General features: G+C 35.5%; 18 protein-coding genes. 13 read left to right on the forward strand and 5 right to left on the reverse strand.

Translation table 11 applies throughout. The annotated features are described in order from the left end of the window. Positions 1-90 precede the first annotated feature (90 nt). Positions 91-1,011, reverse strand: a complete 921-nt coding sequence (locus tag KKI44_RS03740) for a hypothetical protein (RefSeq protein ID WP_214589897.1) — start codon at positions 1,009-1,011, stop codon at positions 91-93. A gap of 395 nt (positions 1,012-1,406) precedes the next feature. Here KKI44_RS03740 and KKI44_RS03745 point away from each other — a divergent pair, with 395 nt between their 5' ends. The 5 genes from KKI44_RS03745 (at position 1,407) to rplI (ending at position 4,921) form a co-directional block, all read left to right on the forward strand. Continuing rightward, positions 1,407-2,030 carry a hypothetical protein gene (locus tag KKI44_RS03745; protein ID WP_214589898.1) on the forward strand — a complete coding sequence of 208 codons (624 nt, stop codon included), beginning with the start codon at positions 1,407-1,409 and terminating at the stop codon, positions 2,028-2,030. 40 nt (positions 2,031-2,070) lie between these two features. Continuing rightward, positions 2,071-3,429: a chloride channel protein gene (locus KKI44_RS03750; protein ID WP_214589899.1), complete on the forward strand. Its 1,359-nt coding sequence runs from the start codon at positions 2,071-2,073 to the stop codon at positions 3,427-3,429. Between the two features lie 174 nt (positions 3,430-3,603). Continuing rightward, positions 3,604-3,945 carry a 30S ribosomal protein S6 gene (gene rpsF / locus KKI44_RS03755; RefSeq protein ID WP_066434819.1) on the forward strand — a complete coding sequence of 114 codons (342 nt, stop codon included), beginning with the start codon at positions 3,604-3,606 and terminating at the stop codon, positions 3,943-3,945. A gap of 31 nt (positions 3,946-3,976) precedes the next feature. After that, positions 3,977-4,279: a 30S ribosomal protein S18 gene (gene rpsR, locus KKI44_RS03760; protein WP_002979091.1), complete on the forward strand. Its 303-nt coding sequence runs from the start codon at positions 3,977-3,979 to the stop codon at positions 4,277-4,279. A 132-nt stretch (positions 4,280-4,411) separates the two neighbouring features. Then, positions 4,412-4,921 (forward strand): 50S ribosomal protein L9, encoded by a 510-nt coding sequence (gene rplI / locus KKI44_RS03765; protein ID WP_214589900.1) that lies wholly within the window; start codon positions 4,412-4,414, stop codon positions 4,919-4,921. Positions 4,922-5,616: 695 nt separating this feature from the next. On the opposite strand, the gene KKI44_RS03770 is transcribed toward rplI, so the two are convergent. Further along, positions 5,617-6,420 carry a helix-turn-helix domain-containing protein gene (locus KKI44_RS03770; protein WP_214589901.1) on the reverse strand — a complete coding sequence of 268 codons (804 nt, stop codon included), beginning with the start codon at positions 6,418-6,420 and terminating at the stop codon, positions 5,617-5,619. 137 nt (positions 6,421-6,557) lie between these two features. Between KKI44_RS03770 and KKI44_RS03775 the strand changes: the two genes are divergently transcribed. The 4 genes from KKI44_RS03775 to KKI44_RS03790 all read left to right on the forward strand — a co-directional run bounded on the left by KKI44_RS03775 (position 6,558) and on the right by KKI44_RS03790 (position 12,295). Further along, a complete protein-coding gene (locus KKI44_RS03775) occupies positions 6,558-7,895 on the forward strand; it encodes a TolC family protein (RefSeq protein WP_250902154.1) in 1,338 nt (445 codons plus the stop codon). 4 nt (positions 7,896-7,899) lie between these two features. After that, positions 7,900-8,946: an HlyD family secretion protein gene (locus KKI44_RS03780; RefSeq protein ID WP_214589902.1), complete on the forward strand. Its 1,047-nt coding sequence runs from the start codon at positions 7,900-7,902 to the stop codon at positions 8,944-8,946. Positions 8,947-9,143: 197 nt separating this feature from the next. After that, entirely contained in the window at positions 9,144-10,706 is a 1,563-nt protein-coding gene (locus tag KKI44_RS03785) for a hypothetical protein (RefSeq protein WP_214589903.1), read from the forward strand. A gap of 227 nt (positions 10,707-10,933) precedes the next feature. Then, positions 10,934-12,295 (forward strand): aldehyde dehydrogenase, encoded by a 1,362-nt coding sequence (locus KKI44_RS03790; RefSeq protein WP_214589904.1) that lies wholly within the window; start codon positions 10,934-10,936, stop codon positions 12,293-12,295. A 33-nt stretch (positions 12,296-12,328) separates the two neighbouring features. Here KKI44_RS03790 and KKI44_RS03795 read toward each other — a convergent pair whose 3' ends face one another. After that, positions 12,329-12,907: a thioredoxin family protein gene (locus KKI44_RS03795; RefSeq protein WP_214589905.1), complete on the reverse strand. Its 579-nt coding sequence runs from the start codon at positions 12,905-12,907 to the stop codon at positions 12,329-12,331. Positions 12,908-12,986: 79 nt separating this feature from the next. On the opposite strand from KKI44_RS03795, the gene KKI44_RS03800 reads away from it, so the two are divergent. From KKI44_RS03800 to KKI44_RS03815, 4 genes are read left to right on the forward strand one after another with little or no spacing between them, the layout of a single operon-like run. Beyond that, a complete protein-coding gene (locus KKI44_RS03800) occupies positions 12,987-13,871 on the forward strand; it encodes a lysophospholipid acyltransferase family protein (RefSeq protein ID WP_214589906.1) in 885 nt (294 codons plus the stop codon). A 6-nt stretch (positions 13,872-13,877) separates the two neighbouring features. Then, on the forward strand, positions 13,878-14,864 hold the full coding sequence (locus KKI44_RS03805) for a glycosyltransferase family 2 protein (protein ID WP_214589907.1): 987 nt from the start codon (positions 13,878-13,880) through the stop codon (positions 14,862-14,864). Positions 14,865-14,894: 30 nt separating this feature from the next. Beyond that, the gene (locus KKI44_RS03810; protein WP_214589908.1) at positions 14,895-15,452 is read left to right on the forward strand and encodes a 3'-5' exonuclease; all 558 of its coding nucleotides are present in this window, start codon (positions 14,895-14,897) and stop codon (positions 15,450-15,452) included. An 18-nt stretch (positions 15,453-15,470) separates the two neighbouring features. After that, positions 15,471-16,178: a T9SS type A sorting domain-containing protein gene (locus tag KKI44_RS03815; RefSeq protein ID WP_214589909.1), complete on the forward strand. Its 708-nt coding sequence runs from the start codon at positions 15,471-15,473 to the stop codon at positions 16,176-16,178. A gap of 4 nt (positions 16,179-16,182) precedes the next feature. Here KKI44_RS03815 and apaG read toward each other — a convergent pair whose 3' ends face one another. Next, positions 16,183-16,572 (reverse strand): Co2+/Mg2+ efflux protein ApaG, encoded by a 390-nt coding sequence (gene apaG / locus KKI44_RS03820; protein WP_214589910.1) that lies wholly within the window; start codon positions 16,570-16,572, stop codon positions 16,183-16,185. Between the two features lie 82 nt (positions 16,573-16,654). Further along, entirely contained in the window at positions 16,655-17,926 is a 1,272-nt protein-coding gene (odhB, locus tag KKI44_RS03825; protein WP_214589911.1) for a 2-oxoglutarate dehydrogenase complex dihydrolipoyllysine-residue succinyltransferase, read from the reverse strand. Positions 17,927-17,942: the final 16 nt, after the last annotated feature.

Below are 17,942 nucleotides of genomic sequence, written 5' to 3' on the forward strand. Positions count from 1 at the left end.
GATACAATTGTTATATTAAGCTTATCGAAACATCTTTACAATATAAAACCTTCGAATTTTTTCGGAGGTTTTTTTGTTAGCAAATATTTCTTATTGATTAGATTCTAACTCGTATTTTATTTCAGTATCCAGCTTGAAATTTTCTTTTTTATTGGACAGATAAATACTTTTCAGACTGTCATTTTTATCAAGATCGATGTGTAGATCAAAATGATCTGTAGATTTGTTTTTTAAAATTTCATAGAGATGATCAGGATCTAGATGTATTTTCATTCTTAAAACAGGCGCAAAAAAATATTCTTCCGACTTAGGTTTCATTCCGGCATTTTTAGTGACTTTAAGATCAATTTCATCAAAGGGACGTATTATAAGAGGTCGATTTTCATAGAAAAATTTTCTGTTTATGAGTGTATCTGCTGAATAAGATGAATTTGATAAATAATGATAAGTCACAGGACTAAATTCTATTCCTGAAAACCCGGAGCCGCTTTTTATCGTAAGATATGGGGTAATTTTTATTTTATTCTGAGCAAAAAATACTGCGACATCTCTATTTACCTCTTTATTAAACCAAGGCTTTAAAACCGCAGTTCCCCTAAGTTTTTGTGTTACTTTATAATTCGCTTTTACAGTAAACGCTCCATGTTTTCCAAAGGTAAGCCCAAAATTTTCGCTATTTTCAATGTTTTTCCTGATAAGGTCATTATCAATTTCTCCATTGAATTCATAAAATTTGTTGTCCTCAAAACAGAACCAAAGCAAATGAAGTTTTTTAGGCAGAAGTTTTTCATTTACCGATAAATGATTTTCCCCATTGGGAATATTAATAGTATCATCTTTGTTTATGAACTTATTTTCCAGAAGTACAGTATTTATATTCTCTTCGTTTTCAACATAAATATAATAATCTGATCTGTCAAATCTTTTGTAAGCAGTTTCATGCAAAAAAATTCCGATAATTAATCCTCCAATAAGAATTAATAAAATGATATTCCAAATTTTAATAGCCATTTATATGCGCTTTAGCCAATCCTGATAACAATACTAAAAACAAGCTGTAAATAATAAGAAAAATAAACATACAGACAAGAATTATAATGTACACCGTTCTGATTTCTTTACCTGTTGTTACTGCAGAACTTATAAGAATAATTAGCATGTTAATGATTAACAGATAAAGATAATTATTTAAAAAATCAATTGATAAAAAATCATAACGCTGTAAAAACAGAATATGTGAAAGCAAAAAAAATATAAAAACCAATATCACATTTGTAGAGTTTTTTTTCAGTAGCTGATCTCTATTTTTATAAATATTCATCATGTTTTATAAACTTTTTTCCGTTTTTGTGTAAATCTACTCATTAATATTTAAATTTAACACAATTTAAAAAACCCTTTTCACCGTGGAACTCGATTTCAGAAAACTAAACGTTAAAAAACTTTTCGATTTTTCAAAAGAAGAGGAAAATCTGATTTTTGAGGTTTATGACAACCTTTTTGAAATTTACGATATTGCCGTTATTGAAATCAAAGACTCCCCTTTTCATGAATTTAACTCCGCTGAAGAAATACCGCTTTTTACTCCAAAAATAGGCTATTTTATTACAGACGAAAACAAGCAAAATTCTTTTTATCTTTTTATTGTCAGTAAAATCGGAACAACTGTAAAAGGAGCGTACACAACAACTTCTTACGACAGTCTGCAAATCTGGGGAATGAAAAAATTAAGCAGTGATTTTGAGTTCATTTCAGTCAACAGAAAAAAATGGGCAGATAAAATTGCAGGAATATTCAGCAGCTTTACTGTTAATTTCAAAGACCGTGATTTTAAAGACTTTTATGTTTTGGGAAGTGATCCTTTAAAAACCCAATCCTTTTTAAACTCAGAACGAAAAGAAATAATCAAAGCGTTTTCTGATGAAGATTTTAAGCTGGAAATTAAAAACGACTTATTAAGCTTCGCCTTGCCTAAAGAACTTTCTGTACAAAATGCTTTAATGGTTTCAAAATTTTTGAAAGAAATATAAATTCCTTATTTTTATCAACAATCTTGCGACAAACCATTTAATGCAGAAAATAATAGTCATCATCCGAAGATCTCTAAAAAAATCTTTTGATAATATTAGAAACGAACAACTGAAGTACAATCTGCTTCAGGCAATTCCTTTTTGGATCGGTTCCGTAATTACGGGTTTTGTGGCGGTGATGTATGCCAAAATTTTTGCATGGGGAGAAAATCTTTTGCATTTTATTTTGGACTGGCATTCCTGGATGATCTTCATTATTGCCCCGATTGGTTTTGTCTTGTCTTGGTGGCTCGTGAAAGAATTTGCCCCGAATGCAAAAGGAAGCGGAATTCCTCAGGTGATGGCAGCCGTAGAATTAGCCAACCCGAAAGAACATAAAAAGATCCGAAGTTTACTAAGCTTAAAAATTATTGTTTTTAAAATTCTTTCTTCTTTGGTTTTGGTTATCGGGGGCGGTGCAGTCGGTCGCGAAGGTCCTACGATTCAGATTGCAGGTTCTGTTTTCAGAAAAGTAAACGAATACCTTCCCGAATGGTGGCCGAAAATTTCAAAGAAAAACATGATCATGACGGGTGCAGCAGCGGGACTTGCAGCGGCTTTCAACACACCTTTAGGCGGAATTGTTTTCGCTGTGGAAGAGCTTTCCAAAACGCATATCAATTACTTTAAAACCGCTCTGTTTACCGCAGTTATCATTGCGGGTTTAACGGCTCAGACTTTGGCAGGTTCTTACCTGTATTTGGGATATCCGAAAACAAATGACGTTTCTTTAATGGTCATGTTTCCCATCATTTTAGTGGGCGGAATTGCCGGAATTTTAGCCAGTCAGCTCTCCGTAATCATGCTGAAAATGAATGACTGGAAGAAAAGAAAACTTAAAACAGACCGTGCGAACGTAGCATTTTTAATTTTCTGCGCTCTGATCATCGCTTCTATAGCCTTTTTCATCAACAGAGAAATATTGGGCTCCGGAAAAGAAATCATGGAACGCGTTCTTTTTACTTCAGAAAAACATGAAGACTGGTACGTTCCGGTTTTAAGAATGTTGGGTCCTGCCCTTTCCTTCACTTCCGGCGGCGCAGGAGGAATTTTTGCCCCTGCTTTAACAGCCGGAGCAAGTATTGGTTCTGTTATTTCAGGATTCATTCATTTAAGCCCGAATGAAACCAATGTTGTTGTTTTGGCAGGAATGGTTGCTTTTTTAACCGGAATTACAAGAGCACCTTTTACATCGGCAATCATTGTTCTGGAAATGACCGACAGACATTCTTTAATATTTCATCTTATGTTAGCCGGAATGGTGTCTTCCATTGCCTCGATCTTGGTAAGCCGACATTCTTTATATGATATCATCAAAGTGAATTTTTTAACAGAGATCAGAAAAGACGACCGTATGTAAAGTTCAGGGTTTTGGGTTTAAAGTTTATTTCTCAGAAATGCTTCAACAGCCAAAAACCATAACTAACAACACTTCGCCATCAATTATTTTCAAGAAAGACTCCTCTTATATTGCATATTACAAATATATTGTCTACTTTTGCACCTCGAAATAATTAACAAATTTTTTAACATTATGAACAATTACGAAACTGTTTTCATTTTAACTCCCGTTCTATCTGAAGCTCAGGTGGAGGAAGCAGTGAACAAGTATGTAGATCTTATCAAAGAAAAGAACTGCGAAATCGTTGCTAAAGAAAACTGGGGATTAAAAAAATTAGCTTACCCGATCCAATTGAAAAAGAACGGATTCTACACTTTAATCGAGTTTAAAGGTGAAGGTTCTGTAGTTGCTGATTTAGAATTGGCATTCAAGCGTGACGAGAGAGTAATCCGTTACCTTACTACAAAACTAGACAAACACGCTGTTGACTACGCTGTAACTAGAAGAGCAAAAGTAAAAGCAGCTAAAGCTTAATTATTAACCCTATTTTTTAAAAAGAAAAGACATGGCAATAGACGAAATGGCTAAACAAGCCTCAGCTGGAGGAGAATCTGAAGTAAAATTCCTTACTCCGCTTGATATCAATACAAAATCTGAAAAGAAATATTGTAGATTCAAAAAATACGGAATTAAGCACGTTGATTATAAAGATGCTGATTTCTTATTACAGTTCGTAAACGAACAAGGTAAAATCTTACCAAGAAGATACACAGGAACTTCTTTAAAATACCAAAGAAAAGTTTCTGCTGCAATCAAAAGAGCAAGACACTTGGCGTTACTACCATACGTAGCTGACTTATTAAAATAAAAAAATTGCAATTAGCCATTAGCTTCTCGCTTTTGGCTTTTTGTTGCTGAATTAATTTATAAATTCTAACGATGTGAAGAGTAAACCGGAACATACAATCCGGAGCTCCAAACTCTAAAACGGACAACAACAATGAACATTATCCTAAAAAAAGACGTAGAAAACTTAGGTCTTGAATTCGACACAGTAAGCGTAAAGCCTGGTTATGCAAGAAACTTCCTTATTCCTCAAGGGTATGCTTTATTAGCTACTCCTAAAAACATTGCAGCTTTAGAAGCTACTTTGGAGGCTAGAAAAGAAGAAGAAGCGAAATTGGTTGCTGCTGCAACTGCTGTAGTTGAGCAATTAAAGAAAACTTCTATCACAATCCCTGCAAAAGTAGGTACAGGTGATAAATTATTTGGTTCTATCAACAATGCGGATCTTGCTGAAGCTCTAGGAAAAGCAGGAGTATCTGTAGATAAAAAATACATCAAAATTCCTGGAAACACGATCAAGAGAACGGGTAAATTCTCAGCTCTTGTTAGACTTCACAGAAACGTTGAGTACAACTACGAATTCGATGTTGTATCTGATGCTCCGGTTGAAGCTCCGAAAGCAGCTCCTGCTAAAAAAGAAGAAGCATCTTCTGAAGAAGCTTAATCAAGACGAGATTTTCTCAACATATAAACCACTTCAACCGAAGTGGTTTTTTTATGTCTTTGCGAACAGACTGAAGGTCTGTGAACGTACTTCTAATGCAACGAAGCAATCTCTTACAATAATCTATTATTACATCAACAGATTTGTCATTTCGACGAAGGAGAAATCTACCTTCCAAGCAGAACATCTTTATATTTTTCAGGAGCTATTTCCCGCTTTCCATTACAATCTTTTTTTGCAAAAAAGGATTTTCATTACAATCGGGGCTAAAATTCCCCTCATCAATCAATACTGATACGTTTTCACAGCATTTACCTCTCCAAAAATAAAGAATGAAGCAGAAATTTAATTATCCTAAGTTCGGAATAAGTCTTCTTAAACGCAAGGTTAAACAAAGAGATTCAATTATCAGGAATTCTGCTTTTAAGATATACAAAGGCGTAAAATTGATCAAAGTAATACCATTTTTGTCTTTTTTAAATAAACGAAGTGCCTTTGTTTAGCTTAAAAAATTTCAATAAATAAAAAATCTTTTGTTTTTCTTTGCGATAAATTAAGGTTAATTAATGTTTCCATAAAAAACTTGTATCATTAGTATTTAGAAAAAACACAAAAACCCTCCCACTCTCAAACTCTAACACTCTCCAACTCTACCACTCTCAAACCCTACAACTCTAAAACTCTCCAACCCAAAATCACTCCTCACCTTTCAGCTTCTGTAGATAATCCGTCGGAGCAACCCCAATCACTTTTTTAAAAATATTACTGAAAGACGACAAACTGTTGTAGCCTACCATCATCGCGATTTCATACATATTATACTTCCCTTCCAGCATCAGTTCCAGAGAGCGGGTAATTCTCAGCGCACGTAAAAAACGGACGTAATTCATGCCCAGAATTTCCTTAAACTTTCGGGAAAGCGTTCTTGTACTCATCCCGAATTCTTTAGCCGTAGATTCTATGCTTAAAGGCTTTTCCAGATTTGCATGAATGTATTGTGCGACCTTCAGAAGCATTTCGTCATTCGGAAAAGGATGCTGAACCGGAAATGCAAGTTTCTTATCCCTCTTTTCAGATAGAATTCCTTTTAATGCTTTAAGAAAATCATATTTTACTCCGTCATTTTTTGTGATTTTCCCATCCCAGTCTTTAGTGTACAAAATCATCTCCCGAAGAAGATGACTTACTGAATAAATATTGATTTCATCAAAAAAGCCATTTTCGTTGTCTTCTTTTTTAAAGTAAAAATTATACAGATCTACTTTCGGACTGGTAGAAAAAATGTAATGCGGTGTTCCGGCAGGAATCCACATAAAACATCTTGCCGGTAAATACCAGTGTTTCAGATCAGTGAAAATATGCACGATTCCGCCTTCTGCATAAACCAACTGAGCCGAACTGTGATAATGGATTTCGGTTTTCACCTTTCCGGTAAGCACATGATAAACGTAAAATTCCGAATCTGCTTCTTCTACTGCTTTAAAATGACTTTCGTTCATTCAATAAAGGTAAAGAGAAAATTTCAATATGGCGTAAATGAGCAAATCTTTTTCTGTTTTCACAAATCATGTCGGAAGCTGCACCGCGTAAATTTGCAGAGTCAAAAACAATTCAGCAAAAAATCTTAACTATATTTATGAAAATGATATCATACGCAAACAGATATCAGTGGTTTGCGTTGTGCCTATTACTTATGAGTAATTTATTAAAGGCACAGATAACCGATTATCAACATCTTACCCTGCAAAAAGCAATAGAAATCGGATTAATTCAAAACAAAAAAATAAAAATCAGCCATTTAAAAGATGAAATGTCCGAAACCAGAGAAAAAGATCTGAAAATGGAAAAGCTTCCCGATGTAGAATTTCACACAAGCTACAATCAGGTCACCAATCTTTTTCAGCATGAAGACGGCGTGTTTGCAAAAGCAACAAAGTACAACATCATCAATGGAATGTATGATTTTACGCTTTCGGCTTCCATTCCTGTTTATATGGGCGGAAAAATTAAAAATACCGAAAAAAAAGCCGCTATTGATACCGAAATTTCATCTCTTAAAACCCATCTGAATGAGAGACATCTAAAGATGGAAATTATCACCGCCTTTCTCCAGATTCATCATTTAAAAGAACAGCAGCGTTTAATTAATGATAAAATGAAAGAAGATTCCGTAAACATCAAACAGGTAAAAGCACTGAAAGCAAACGGTGTGGTTACGGCAAATGAAGTTCTGAGAACCTCTTTACAGCTCTCTAACCATAAAATGAGCCGGACAGAACTGGATAACGATATTCAGATTGCAGAACACAAGCTGAAAACGATGCTTTCGCTTCCGGAAAATCAGGAAATACATGTGGAAACAGAAGACTTAATTTCTGAGAATGCAGAAATCCCTTATATCAATGAATTAACGGAAACCGCTTTACATAAAAACGAATCGGTAGAAATTGCCAATAAAAATCTCACTCTGAAAGAATTAGATCAGAAAATTACCAAAGCGAATTATTTACCGAAAATTACCGCAGGCGGAGAATACTTTTTAAAATATCCCAATATGATGTTTTTTCCGCCCGAACCTTATGCGTACCGTTTGGGAATGATCGGTATCAATCTTACCTATCCCATCGAAAATCTGTACAAAAATAAATACAAAATGCAGGAAGCAAAAGAAAATATAACTCTTGCCCGATTGCAGATCGAAGAAAACGAAGAAAATATCCGGCATGAAGTGTATGAAGTTTTCAAAAAATTCGAAGAAACGGAAGAGAAGGTAAAAATCGCAGAAGAAGCCATCAATCAGGCAAAAGAAAATTACAGGATCGTAAAGACCAAATATGCGAATAAGTTAAGTTTAATCACCGAACTCATTGATGCCGACAATGCCTATCTGGAAGCGCAATCCAACCTTATTTCTGTAAAAATTAACCGACAACTTAAATATTATCAACTCCAGTACACGATTGGAAATTTATAAAACTATGGCGAAGAAACAATTAACGCAAAAGGAAAAAAGAATCAATAAAATCATCAGCGTTTTGGCGTGGATTCTTATCATCAGCGGAATAACAGGAATGTTAAGCTTCTATCTTTTTTCGAGAAAAAATGTAACGACCAACGATGCACAGATCGAACAGTACATTACGCCGGTTTCCAGCAAAGTTTCGGGGTTTATAAAAACAATAAAATTCAATGAAAACCAGTTTGTGCATAAAGGTGATACTTTAGTTATCATCGACAACCGCGAATTTATCAATCAGGTAAAAATAGCGGAAGCCGGTCTCCATGCCAATTCAGATAATATCAACACTATCGAAAGCGGAGTGAATACGAAAGAAAGTGACACTAAAATTATTGATGCAAAAATTGCTTCCGCCAAAATCGACATCTGGAAAACCGAACAGGATTTTAAGCGGTATAAAAATTTAGTGGATGAAGATGCAGCAACCGATCAGCAGTTTGAAAATGCAAAAGCTTTGTACGAACAGGCAAAAGCGAGTCTTTTGGCTTTAGAACAGCAAAAAAATGCCGTGAAAGCAGGCGTTAGTGAGCAAAAAACGAAAATCGCTCCGGTAAAAAGCCAGGTACAGCAAAGTTCTGCCAATCTTAACAATGCCAAACTTTTTCTTTCCTATACTTTTGTTACTGCGCCTTACGACGGTTGGGTAGGAAAGAAAACCATTCAGGAAGGACAGCTCATCAAAGAAGGTCAGGCTTTGGTTCAGATCGTGAGCAAAGAAAAATGGATCATTGCCAATTATAAAGAAACGCAGTTGGGACAAATCGATCAGAAAAAAGAAGTCATTATCACCGCAGATGCCTATCCTGATGTTGAATTTAAAGGAAAAATCGTATCAGTTTCTCCCGCTTCTGGTTCTCAGTTTTCTTTAGTAAAACCCGACAATGCAACAGGAAATTTTGTAAAGATTGAACAGCGATTTCCGGTAAAAATCATTCTCAATAAAAATCAAAACAATGAAAAATTGCTTTCCGGAATGAATGTTCTGGTGAGTGCGAAGAAGATTTAGCGTTTGAGCGTTTGAGAGTTTGAGAGTGAAAGGGTTTGAGCTTTTTTAGTGTTTTCATTTTTCAAATTTCTTTTCTCGGATTTTTAATTAACCAATCAATTATTTTTTAGCGAAAAGGCAGAATACAATTTTGTCATCATACCTTTTTTTACCACTTCTGTCTTTTCGCAATTTTTATTTCCTTTATTTAATTAATCATGCATCACAATTCAGTTTATCATCGATGGGTTCCGCAGTGGCTGAAGCTTCCGCTCCTTATTCTCGCGCTTTTCCCACATCTGATGCTTTTGTCTCTCCTGCATTCCAACAGTGCTTTTACCGCTTCTTTTATGGATGCAGATTCGGACGACATTCAGTATCTCATGATCCTGATGTACGGAACATTTGTGGTCACGCTTTTGGTGATACAGCGTTTTATGGCATATTTCAGCGTAAAATATTATACTTTGCTTATGTCTTCCGCTTCCGTTCTCATTCTTTACGGACTTTCCGTTACGCATGATTATCATATTATTCTTATCATCCGTTTTTTGGAAGGAATTTTCGGAGTTCTGGAAGGGGCTATATTTCTTCCGCTTATTGTGGCTGAGTTAAAGACAAAACACGCCAAAGAAATTGCCTACCTTTTTATGTACACCATTATTCTTACAGGCGGAACATTAACCACTTCCCTGCTAAAATCAAGCATTGAAAACTATGATTTCCGGCACATGATTCTTATGATGGTTTATTTTCACGTTTTTGTATTGGTCATGGCTTTTGCTATTTTCAATAAAAACAGATTTTTCCCGAAAAAGCCTTTGTATCAACTTGATATTACAAGCTGGTTTTTACTTTGGGGATGTCTTCAGGCAGGAGGTTACGCGCTGATCTACGGAAAAAGACTGATGTGGTTTGAATCTGATACTATTGTATTCTGTTTTTTACTGTTCCTGATTTTTGGAGGATTATTTATGCTGAAACAGAGAAATCAGCCGCGCCCGTTTTTTCATTTTGAAGTTTTCAGTTCAAAAAATGTAATTGTAGGCGTTATTCTTTTCTTCATCTTTTATATTCTCAGAGCTTCTATCAACAATGTATACAGCGTGATGGCTGTTGTCTGGAAATGGCAGTGGGATTATATCGTGGAAGTACAATACTGGAACGTTGCAGGAAGTCTGTTGGGCGTTTTTCTGTCCGCATTGTGCATCACGAAAGGGGCATCTTCAAGGCTTGTATTTTTTACCGGATTTTTAATTTTAGCCATAGACAGCGCATGGTTTACCTACACTTTTTATCCGGATACAACGCTTCAGACGATTTGTCCGCCCTTGTTTCTTCAGGGAGTCGGACAAGGCTTGCTTTTTACTCCGCTTGTGTTCTTCTTAATCGCAGGAATGCCGGAACAGTACGTTTCCAATGCGACCGCAGTAGGAACTGCCACAAGATTCTGGACCACGGCAATCGGTTATGCGTTAATGCAGAATCTGATGCTTTTTTTAACGTTAAAACATTCCTATTCTTTAAGTTCAGGATTTGTAAGCACAAATCCGATTTTCGCGTCACAATGGAACCAGATTTTTGGAAATAGCATTTCGAAACTTCCGGTTAATGACTCTTTGTCTGTCACTGCCGGAATTTTTAAGTCAAAAATCAATTCACAGGCAATTCTGCTGTCCAATATGGAGATTTTTACAGGACTGTTCTGGCTCGCTTTAATTACCGCAGTGATTATTTTACTGTATCATCCGGTGAAAATTGCCGTGAGAAATATTATGTAAAGGATGAGCAACAAAAGTCGAAAAGAAAATCATGCAGCAATGATAAGAATATTGAAAATTATCAGAACAATAAAAATCTCAGTTTTTTCTAAAGCTACCGTAAGCTTTTCCATTAAACCAACCAACCTTAAAGAAAATTACTGCTGATATTTTGTGATTTTTGCGGTTAATAAAATTTAAACCGTATTTAGGCAAAAAATTTGCTATAATTCAGAAAATTTTGTTTTATGGAAATTCAGGAAATTGTAGCGAAGCAGAAAGACTTTTTCAAAACACAGCAGACGAAAAACATCAAGTTTCGAAAGATGTATCTTGAAAAACTCAAAGATCTGATCATTAAAAACGAAAACCTCCTGTACGAAGCTATTCACAAAGATTTTGGAAAATCTGCATTTGATACATTTACTACAGAGATTTCCTTTATTCTGAATGATATTGATTTTTATCTGAAGAACCTAAAATCGCTTTCCAAACCTAAAAAAGTGAGTACCAATCTTGTTAACCAGATCGGGACAAGCAGAATTTTATCCGAACCCTTAGGAAATGTACTGGTAATCGGAGCGTGGAATTATCCTTATCAGCTATCCATTTCTCCTGTTGTCGCTGCTTTGGCAGCCGGAAACTGCTGTATTCTGAAACCCAGCGAAATTGCTGAAAACACTATGAAAATCATGGCAGAAATCATCAATAAAAATTTTCCTCCGGAATATTTGTATGTTTATGAAGGCGGCGTTGATGAAACAACGGTACTTTTAAAACAAAAATTTGATAAAATATTTTTTACCGGAAGTACGAAAGTCGGGAAAATTGTTTATCAGGCTGCTGCGGAAAATTTAACGCCTGTAACGCTTGAACTGGGTGGAAAATCGCCTGCCATTATTACCAAAGATGCCGATTTTGAAGTTGCCGCTAAAAGAATTGTCTGGGGAAAATTCCTTAATGCCGGACAGACGTGCGTTGCTCCTGATTATCTTTTAGTTGAAGAATCTGTTCAGGAACAGTTTCTGGAACTGCTGAGAAAGTACATTAAAGAATTCAATTATCTGCCTGATTCCGATCACTATACCAGAATTATCAACGAAAGGAATTTTGACCGGCTGATTAAAATGATTAATAAAGATAAAATTTATTTCGGCGGAAATTGGGACAGAGAAAAATTATATATTGAACCCACCGTTCTTACCGATGTTAACTGGAATGATGATGTAATGCAGGAAGAGATTTTCGGACCGATTCTGCCTGTTATTTCTTTTACCAATTATAATATTGTTCTGAATGAAATTTTAGAACATGAAAAACCTTTGGCAGCCTATCTTTTTACAAATAATTCTGAAGAAAAGGATAATTTTAAAAATAAACTGTCTTTCGGAGGAGGATGCATCAATGATGTCATTATGCATCTGGGAAATGATAATCTTCCGTTTGGCGGCGTAGGAAATTCAGGGATCGGAAATTATCACGGGAAATTCGGGTTTGATACGTTCTCGCATCAGAAATCTATTCTGGAAAAAGCAACGTGGGGAGAACCGAATATGAAATATCCGCCGTATTCTGATAAAAAATTAAGCTGGATTAAAAAATTCATGTAAAATAAAAACCGGGAAAAAATTCCCGGTTTTTGGTTATGATCTTGGAGACCAGACATTGAAAAATTCTTTCACTTTTTCAAGGCTGTATCCTTTTCCTTCCTCTAAAACGTCGCTCTGCTGAACGTGGATCATTTTACCATTCTGATCCAGAACGATGAAAACCGGATATCCGAATTTGGTTCCGGGATCGCCGTACTTCGCAAAGATTTTTTCATTTTTATTTTCCGGAGAATAATTCAGGTGATAATATATATAATTGTCGTCCACTAATTTCTTCAGTTCCGGAGTAGTCTTTACATACTGATTGAATCTTAAACACCAGATGCACCAGTTTCCTCCTGCCTGAATCATGATATTTTTCTTTTCCTTTTTAGCTTTTGCAATCAGATTCTGTATATCTTTTTCTGCATCTGCTTTCGGATCATAAGGTTTTGGAAGCTTCGCCTTTTCTTCTGCTGCCTTTTTCTTGGCATCCAGTTCGGCCTGATCTGTCTTTACCAATAACGATTTTTCTTCCGAACCACTTTTAACTTCCTGTCTTACGGTATTGGTATTCTGGGAGAAAGCAATGGAACTTAAACCCAGAAATGCGATTAATGATAATTTTTTCATACGTTAAAAATAAAAAAATAATACTATTTGTAAGCAAAAATAGAACCATAATTTTATTATACGTAAATTTGCATGTTTTATGAATTTCCTTATCAAAATATTATATCTGATCTCCAAACTTCCCCTGAAAGTTTTATATATATTTTCAGACATCATGTTCTTTCTGAATCATTATATTGTCGGGTACAGAAAAAATGTAATTACACAAAACCTGAGGAAGTCTTTTCCTCAAAAGACAGATGAAGACATTGCAGAAATCCGGAAGAAGTTTTATCTCAATTTTTCAGATTATCTTGTAGAAACAGTAAAATCTTTCAGTATTTCCGAAACGGAATCTCGGGTAAGAATGCAGCACATCAATCAGGAAGTTTTTCATGAAGCAAAAGCGGAAGGTAAAAATGTGATTATGCTTGCAGGGCACGTCTTCAACTGGGAATGGATCAATGCTTTAGCGAGAGTAATTCCTCAAAAGCACTGTCATCCGGTTTACAGAAAAGTGAACAGCGATTTCTGGGAAAACCAGATGAAAAAAGTCCGCAACAAATTCGGGAACGAAGCTTTGGAAGCCAATGAAGTGATTCTGAATATCTTCCGTTCAAAAAATGACGGCGATTCAGCGTATATGTTTGTGGCAGATCAGACTCCCCACTTTTCCCACGTAAACTACGGTCTGGAATTTTTAAACCAGAGAACTCCGGTTTTTATCGGGTATGATAAACTGGCAACAAGAATGGATCTGGCGTTCATTTATTGTGAAATGAAGAAGGTAAAACGCGGTTATTATCAGGTCAATTATCACAGAATTTATCCTGACGGGGAAAAATTTGCAGAAAATGAAGTCGTAAAAAAATTCCATAAATTATTGGAAAACACTTTGAATAAAAGACCCGATAATTACTTATGGTCCCACAGAAAATGGAAATATCAGGATTCCATCAAAAATTTTGATTCAGAAAAAATTTAATTTCTCATGTCGAAAAAATTAGCAGTCGCCATTTTAAACTGGAACGGAAAAAGCTGGCTGGAAAAATTTCTTCCGAATGTTATTCAGTTTTCTCAAAATGCTGATATTTATGTAATTGACAATCTTTCCACCGATGATTCTGTCGATTTTCTTCAACAGAATTTCCCTTCGGTAAAGATTATTAAAAACAATAAAAATTACGGTTTTGCAGGAGGTTATAATGAAGGTTTAAAAGAAGTTAAAAATGAATTATACTGCCTTCTGAATTCCGATGTGGAGGTTACCGAAAACTGGATAGAGCCTGTTTTGGAACTTTTTGAAAAAGATTCTTCCATTGCAGCAGTTCAGCCCAAAATTCTTTCCTACAACAATAAAAACTACTTCGAATTTGCCGGTGCAGGAGGCGGATTAATTGATAATCTTGGCTATCCATACTGCAGAGGAAGAATTTTTGATGATCTGGAAGAAGATAAAGGGCAGTATGATGATGAAACGGAAATTTTCTGGGCTTCGGGATGCTGTTTATTTATCCGAAACAAGGATTTTTGGGATCAAAAGGGTTTTGATGAACGTTTTTTTGCACATCAGGAAGAAATTGATCTTTGCTGGAGACTGATTAATTCCGGAAAGAAAATTTTTTATACCGGAAAATCTAAGATATATCACGTTGGCGGAGGAACTTTGAACAAGCAGAGTGCACAGAAAACTTTTTTAAACATCCGGAATAACTTTTCGATGTTGCTGAAGAATCTGCCATTTCCCAGACTGATCTGGCTGATTTTTTTCAGATTGTGTCTTGACGGAGCTGCCTCATTTTATTTTGCTTATAAAAACGGGATTTCTCATTTCTGGGCAGTTTTAAAAGGGCATTTCGGATTTTATGCGCAGATTCCCGGCACTTTAACACGTCGCCAGAAACACCAGAAAACAGATTATTATCAAACCAAATGGCTTGTTTTTAAACATTTTTTAGGTAACAAAAAGAAAATTTAATCCCTTAACTCAAAACAATAGACTTTACTTATGGATTTTTGTGCAATAGATTTTGAAACAGCAACTCACGAGCGAAACTCCGCCTGTGAACTGGGAATCTGTGTTGTACAGGATTCAAAAATCATTGAGACCAAAACATGGCTCATCAAACCACCAAGTTTTCCTTATTTTAGCCCGTTTAATGTGGATGTTCACGGCATTCTTCCGGATGATGTGAAAGATGCACCAACTTTCGATGAAATCTGGTATGAAGTGGAAGAAATGATGTACGGAACGTTAATGATTGCCCATAATGCAGGTTTCGATGCAGGTGTGCTTCGCGGATGCCTGAATCATTACGGAATGTTCACGCCGAAACTCAATTATCTCTGCAGTATCCGGTTAGCCAAAAAATCATGGAATTATCTTCCGAGATATGGATTAAAACATCTTGCTGAATATCATCAGATTAGTTTCAACCATCACAGAGCCGGTGATGATGCAGAGGTTTGTGCTAAAATATCTTTACTGGCTTTTGAAAAATTATTCATGACGGAAAATGATGAGATAAACAATTCTATTTTAAATAAGTATATAAAAAAATTGTAATTTTAAAAATAAAAAGAGATGAACAAAAATTTATTTTTTCTTGCTATATTTATTAGTTGTTTTTTATCTGCTCAGGCAGATCTTTATAATACAAATTGGTATTTAAGAAAAGTAGTAAAGAATAATATCACTTATAATGTTCCACAAAATATTGAGATAAGTGTGCCTATACTTACTTTTAACGATCAAAATACCACGTCAACAAATTTAAGCAGTTCTGTTTGTGAGCAAAGCATTTGGGGAACGATAAATAATTTTGATATAACAGTAAATAATTTCAGTTTTTGGACCTATGGTGTAGGAAATGGAAATAATTGTACATTGCCTGAAAATATTACATTTTCTTCTATCTATACAGGCTATTTTAGTCAATATTCACCTTTACACAGTTATCAAATTACTTATACAGGAAATATAAAAAACCTGATACTCACAAATTATTTAGGAGATCAAGCTTTTTATCAATCCGGTACTTTATCTAGTAACGATATCAATCAGACATCAGAAAAAAATATACTTATTTATCCTAATCCAGCAAATGAGTACTTAGTCATAAAATCAAAAGATCAAATAGAATGGGTTAAAATCTATAATTCTGAAGGAAAATTGATTCTACAAAATAAATATGAAACTAAAACTGATATTTCTGCTTTGCTTAAAGGAAGCTATTTTTTAGAATTAGCATCAAAAAATGGTATCTCAAGACATAAATTTATCAAAGAATAATTTGTTAATTGCTTAAAACTTCTGATAAGAGATTGAATTTAGGGATATCAATTTCAAAAGTCTCCTGCGTTTCCATGTTTTTTACAAGGTATTTTCCACTCATATTTCCTACTCCGGAACGAAGCATTACATTGGAGAAATAAGCGAAATTTTCGCCTGTAGAAATCTCAGGAGTAAGACCGATTACGCCATCCCCTATTATCTCTGTATATCCGAAGCCTACGTCGAAAATCAGCCATTTTCTTTTAAGGATTTTTACAGGAAAACTGCCTTCGTTTTCGATAACGATATTGTATTTGAAAACGTGTCTGTTTTCAGACGGATAACTGTTTTTGCTATCATATTCAGGTATTACTGAAACTTTGATATTGGAGGTCATTTTAGAAAACATCATCTTAAGTATTTACGGTAAGAGATACAAAAATCTCGCCCTTTTTGAGGCGAGATTTATTTTATACTATAATTTTTATCAATAATTATAATCCAAGACCTTTTCTTTCGTCTCCGTTCATCAAGATACCAACCGGATTGTCGATCGCTTCTTTTACTGCAACTAAGAATCCTACAGATTCTTTTCCGTCGATAATTCTGTGGTCATAAGACATCGCAACGTACATCATCGGACGAATTACCACCTGTCCGTCAACCGCAACCGGTCTCTGGATAATGTTGTGCATTCCTAAGATTGCAGATTGAGGAGGATTGATGATTGGTGTAGACATCATCGATCCGAAAGTTCCACCGTTTGTAATGGTGAACGTTCCGCCTGTCATTTCGTCAACCGTGATTTTTCCGTCTCTTACTTTAGTCGCTAAATCTTTAATGTTCGCTTCAACGCTTGCAAAAGACATATTTTCAGCATTTCTCAATACAGGAACCATTAATCCTTTCGGACCTGAAACTGCAATTGAAATATCACAGAAATCGTAATTTACTTTGAAATCTCCGTCGATGGATGCGTTTACATCCGGATACATCTGTAAAGCTCTTGTTACCGCTTTTGTAAAGAAAGACATGAAACCAAGTCCTACTCCGTGTCTCTGAGCAAATTCTTCCTTATATAATTTTCTTAACCTGAAAATTTCAGACATGTCAACTTCATTGAAAGTCGTTAACATTGCCGTTTCATTCTTCACAGAAACTAATCTCTGAGCAATTTTTCTTCTAAGAACTGAAAGTTTAGTCGTAGTTGTAGATCTGGAACCTGTAGCGGTAACAGGGTTTCCTCCCAATGCAGGAACTGCAGCCAGTTCAGCGTCTGATTTAGTGATTCTTCCGTCTCTTCCGCTTCCTGAAACCTGTGAAGCATCCATTCCTTTTTCGTCAAGAATTTTCTTAGCAGCAGGAGAAGGAGCACCCGTTGCATACGTCTGCGTTGCAGCAGCTACAGGCTGAGCAGCAGGTTGTGGAGCCGGAGCTTCCTGTTTAGCAGGTTCAGCAGCTTTCGGAGCTTCTTCCTGTTTTGGAGCTTCAGCAGCAGGAGGAGCAGCGCTTCCTGAAGGTTTTGCAGCATCCATATCGATTAAACAAACCACCTGTCCTACTTGTACAACGTCACCTTCTTCAGCTTTCAGAGTGATTACACCACTTTGTTCAGCAGGCAATTCAAGAGTTGCTTTATCTGAATCTACTTCAGCGATGGGTTGATCTTTTTCTACATAATCTCCATCTTTTACAAGCCAGGTTGCAATTTCAACTTCTGTAATTGATTCGCCCGGTGAAGGAACTTTCATTTCTAAAACTGACATATCGTATTTTTTATTT

This window comes from Chryseobacterium sp. ZHDP1, assembly GCF_018603435.1.
GTDB classification, from domain to species: domain Bacteria; phylum Bacteroidota; class Bacteroidia; order Flavobacteriales; family Weeksellaceae; genus Chryseobacterium; species Chryseobacterium indicum.

Coding starts and splice junctions, on each gene's coding strand:
- rplI (WP_214589900.1), top strand. CDS start 4,412: ATGAACATTATCCTAAAAAAAGACGTAGAAAACTTAGGTCTTGAATTC.
- KKI44_RS03780 (WP_214589902.1), top strand. CDS start 7,900: ATGGCGAAGAAACAATTAACGCAAAAGGAAAAAAGAATCAATAAAATC.
- KKI44_RS03800 (WP_214589906.1), top strand. CDS start 12,987: ATGAATTTCCTTATCAAAATATTATATCTGATCTCCAAACTTCCCCTG.
- KKI44_RS03815 (WP_214589909.1), top strand. CDS start 15,471: ATGAACAAAAATTTATTTTTTCTTGCTATATTTATTAGTTGTTTTTTA.
- rpsR (WP_002979091.1), top strand. CDS start 3,977: ATGGCAATAGACGAAATGGCTAAACAAGCCTCAGCTGGAGGAGAATCT.
- KKI44_RS03750 (WP_214589899.1), top strand. CDS start 2,071: ATGCAGAAAATAATAGTCATCATCCGAAGATCTCTAAAAAAATCTTTT.
- KKI44_RS03790 (WP_214589904.1), top strand. CDS start 10,934: ATGGAAATTCAGGAAATTGTAGCGAAGCAGAAAGACTTTTTCAAAACA.
- apaG (WP_214589910.1), bottom strand. CDS start 16,572: ATGATGTTTTCTAAAATGACCTCCAATATCAAAGTTTCAGTAATACCT.
- rpsF (WP_066434819.1), top strand. CDS start 3,604: ATGAACAATTACGAAACTGTTTTCATTTTAACTCCCGTTCTATCTGAA.
- KKI44_RS03795 (WP_214589905.1), bottom strand. CDS start 12,907: ATGAAAAAATTATCATTAATCGCATTTCTGGGTTTAAGTTCCATTGCT.
- KKI44_RS03810 (WP_214589908.1), top strand. CDS start 14,895: ATGGATTTTTGTGCAATAGATTTTGAAACAGCAACTCACGAGCGAAAC.
- KKI44_RS03785 (WP_214589903.1), top strand. CDS start 9,144: ATGCATCACAATTCAGTTTATCATCGATGGGTTCCGCAGTGGCTGAAG.
- KKI44_RS03770 (WP_214589901.1), bottom strand. CDS start 6,420: ATGAACGAAAGTCATTTTAAAGCAGTAGAAGAAGCAGATTCGGAATTT.
- KKI44_RS03805 (WP_214589907.1), top strand. CDS start 13,878: ATGTCGAAAAAATTAGCAGTCGCCATTTTAAACTGGAACGGAAAAAGC.
- KKI44_RS03775 (WP_250902154.1), top strand. CDS start 6,558: ATGAAAATGATATCATACGCAAACAGATATCAGTGGTTTGCGTTGTGC.
- KKI44_RS03740 (WP_214589897.1), bottom strand. CDS start 1,011: ATGGCTATTAAAATTTGGAATATCATTTTATTAATTCTTATTGGAGGA.
- odhB (WP_214589911.1), bottom strand. CDS start 17,926: ATGTCAGTTTTAGAAATGAAAGTTCCTTCACCGGGCGAATCAATTACA.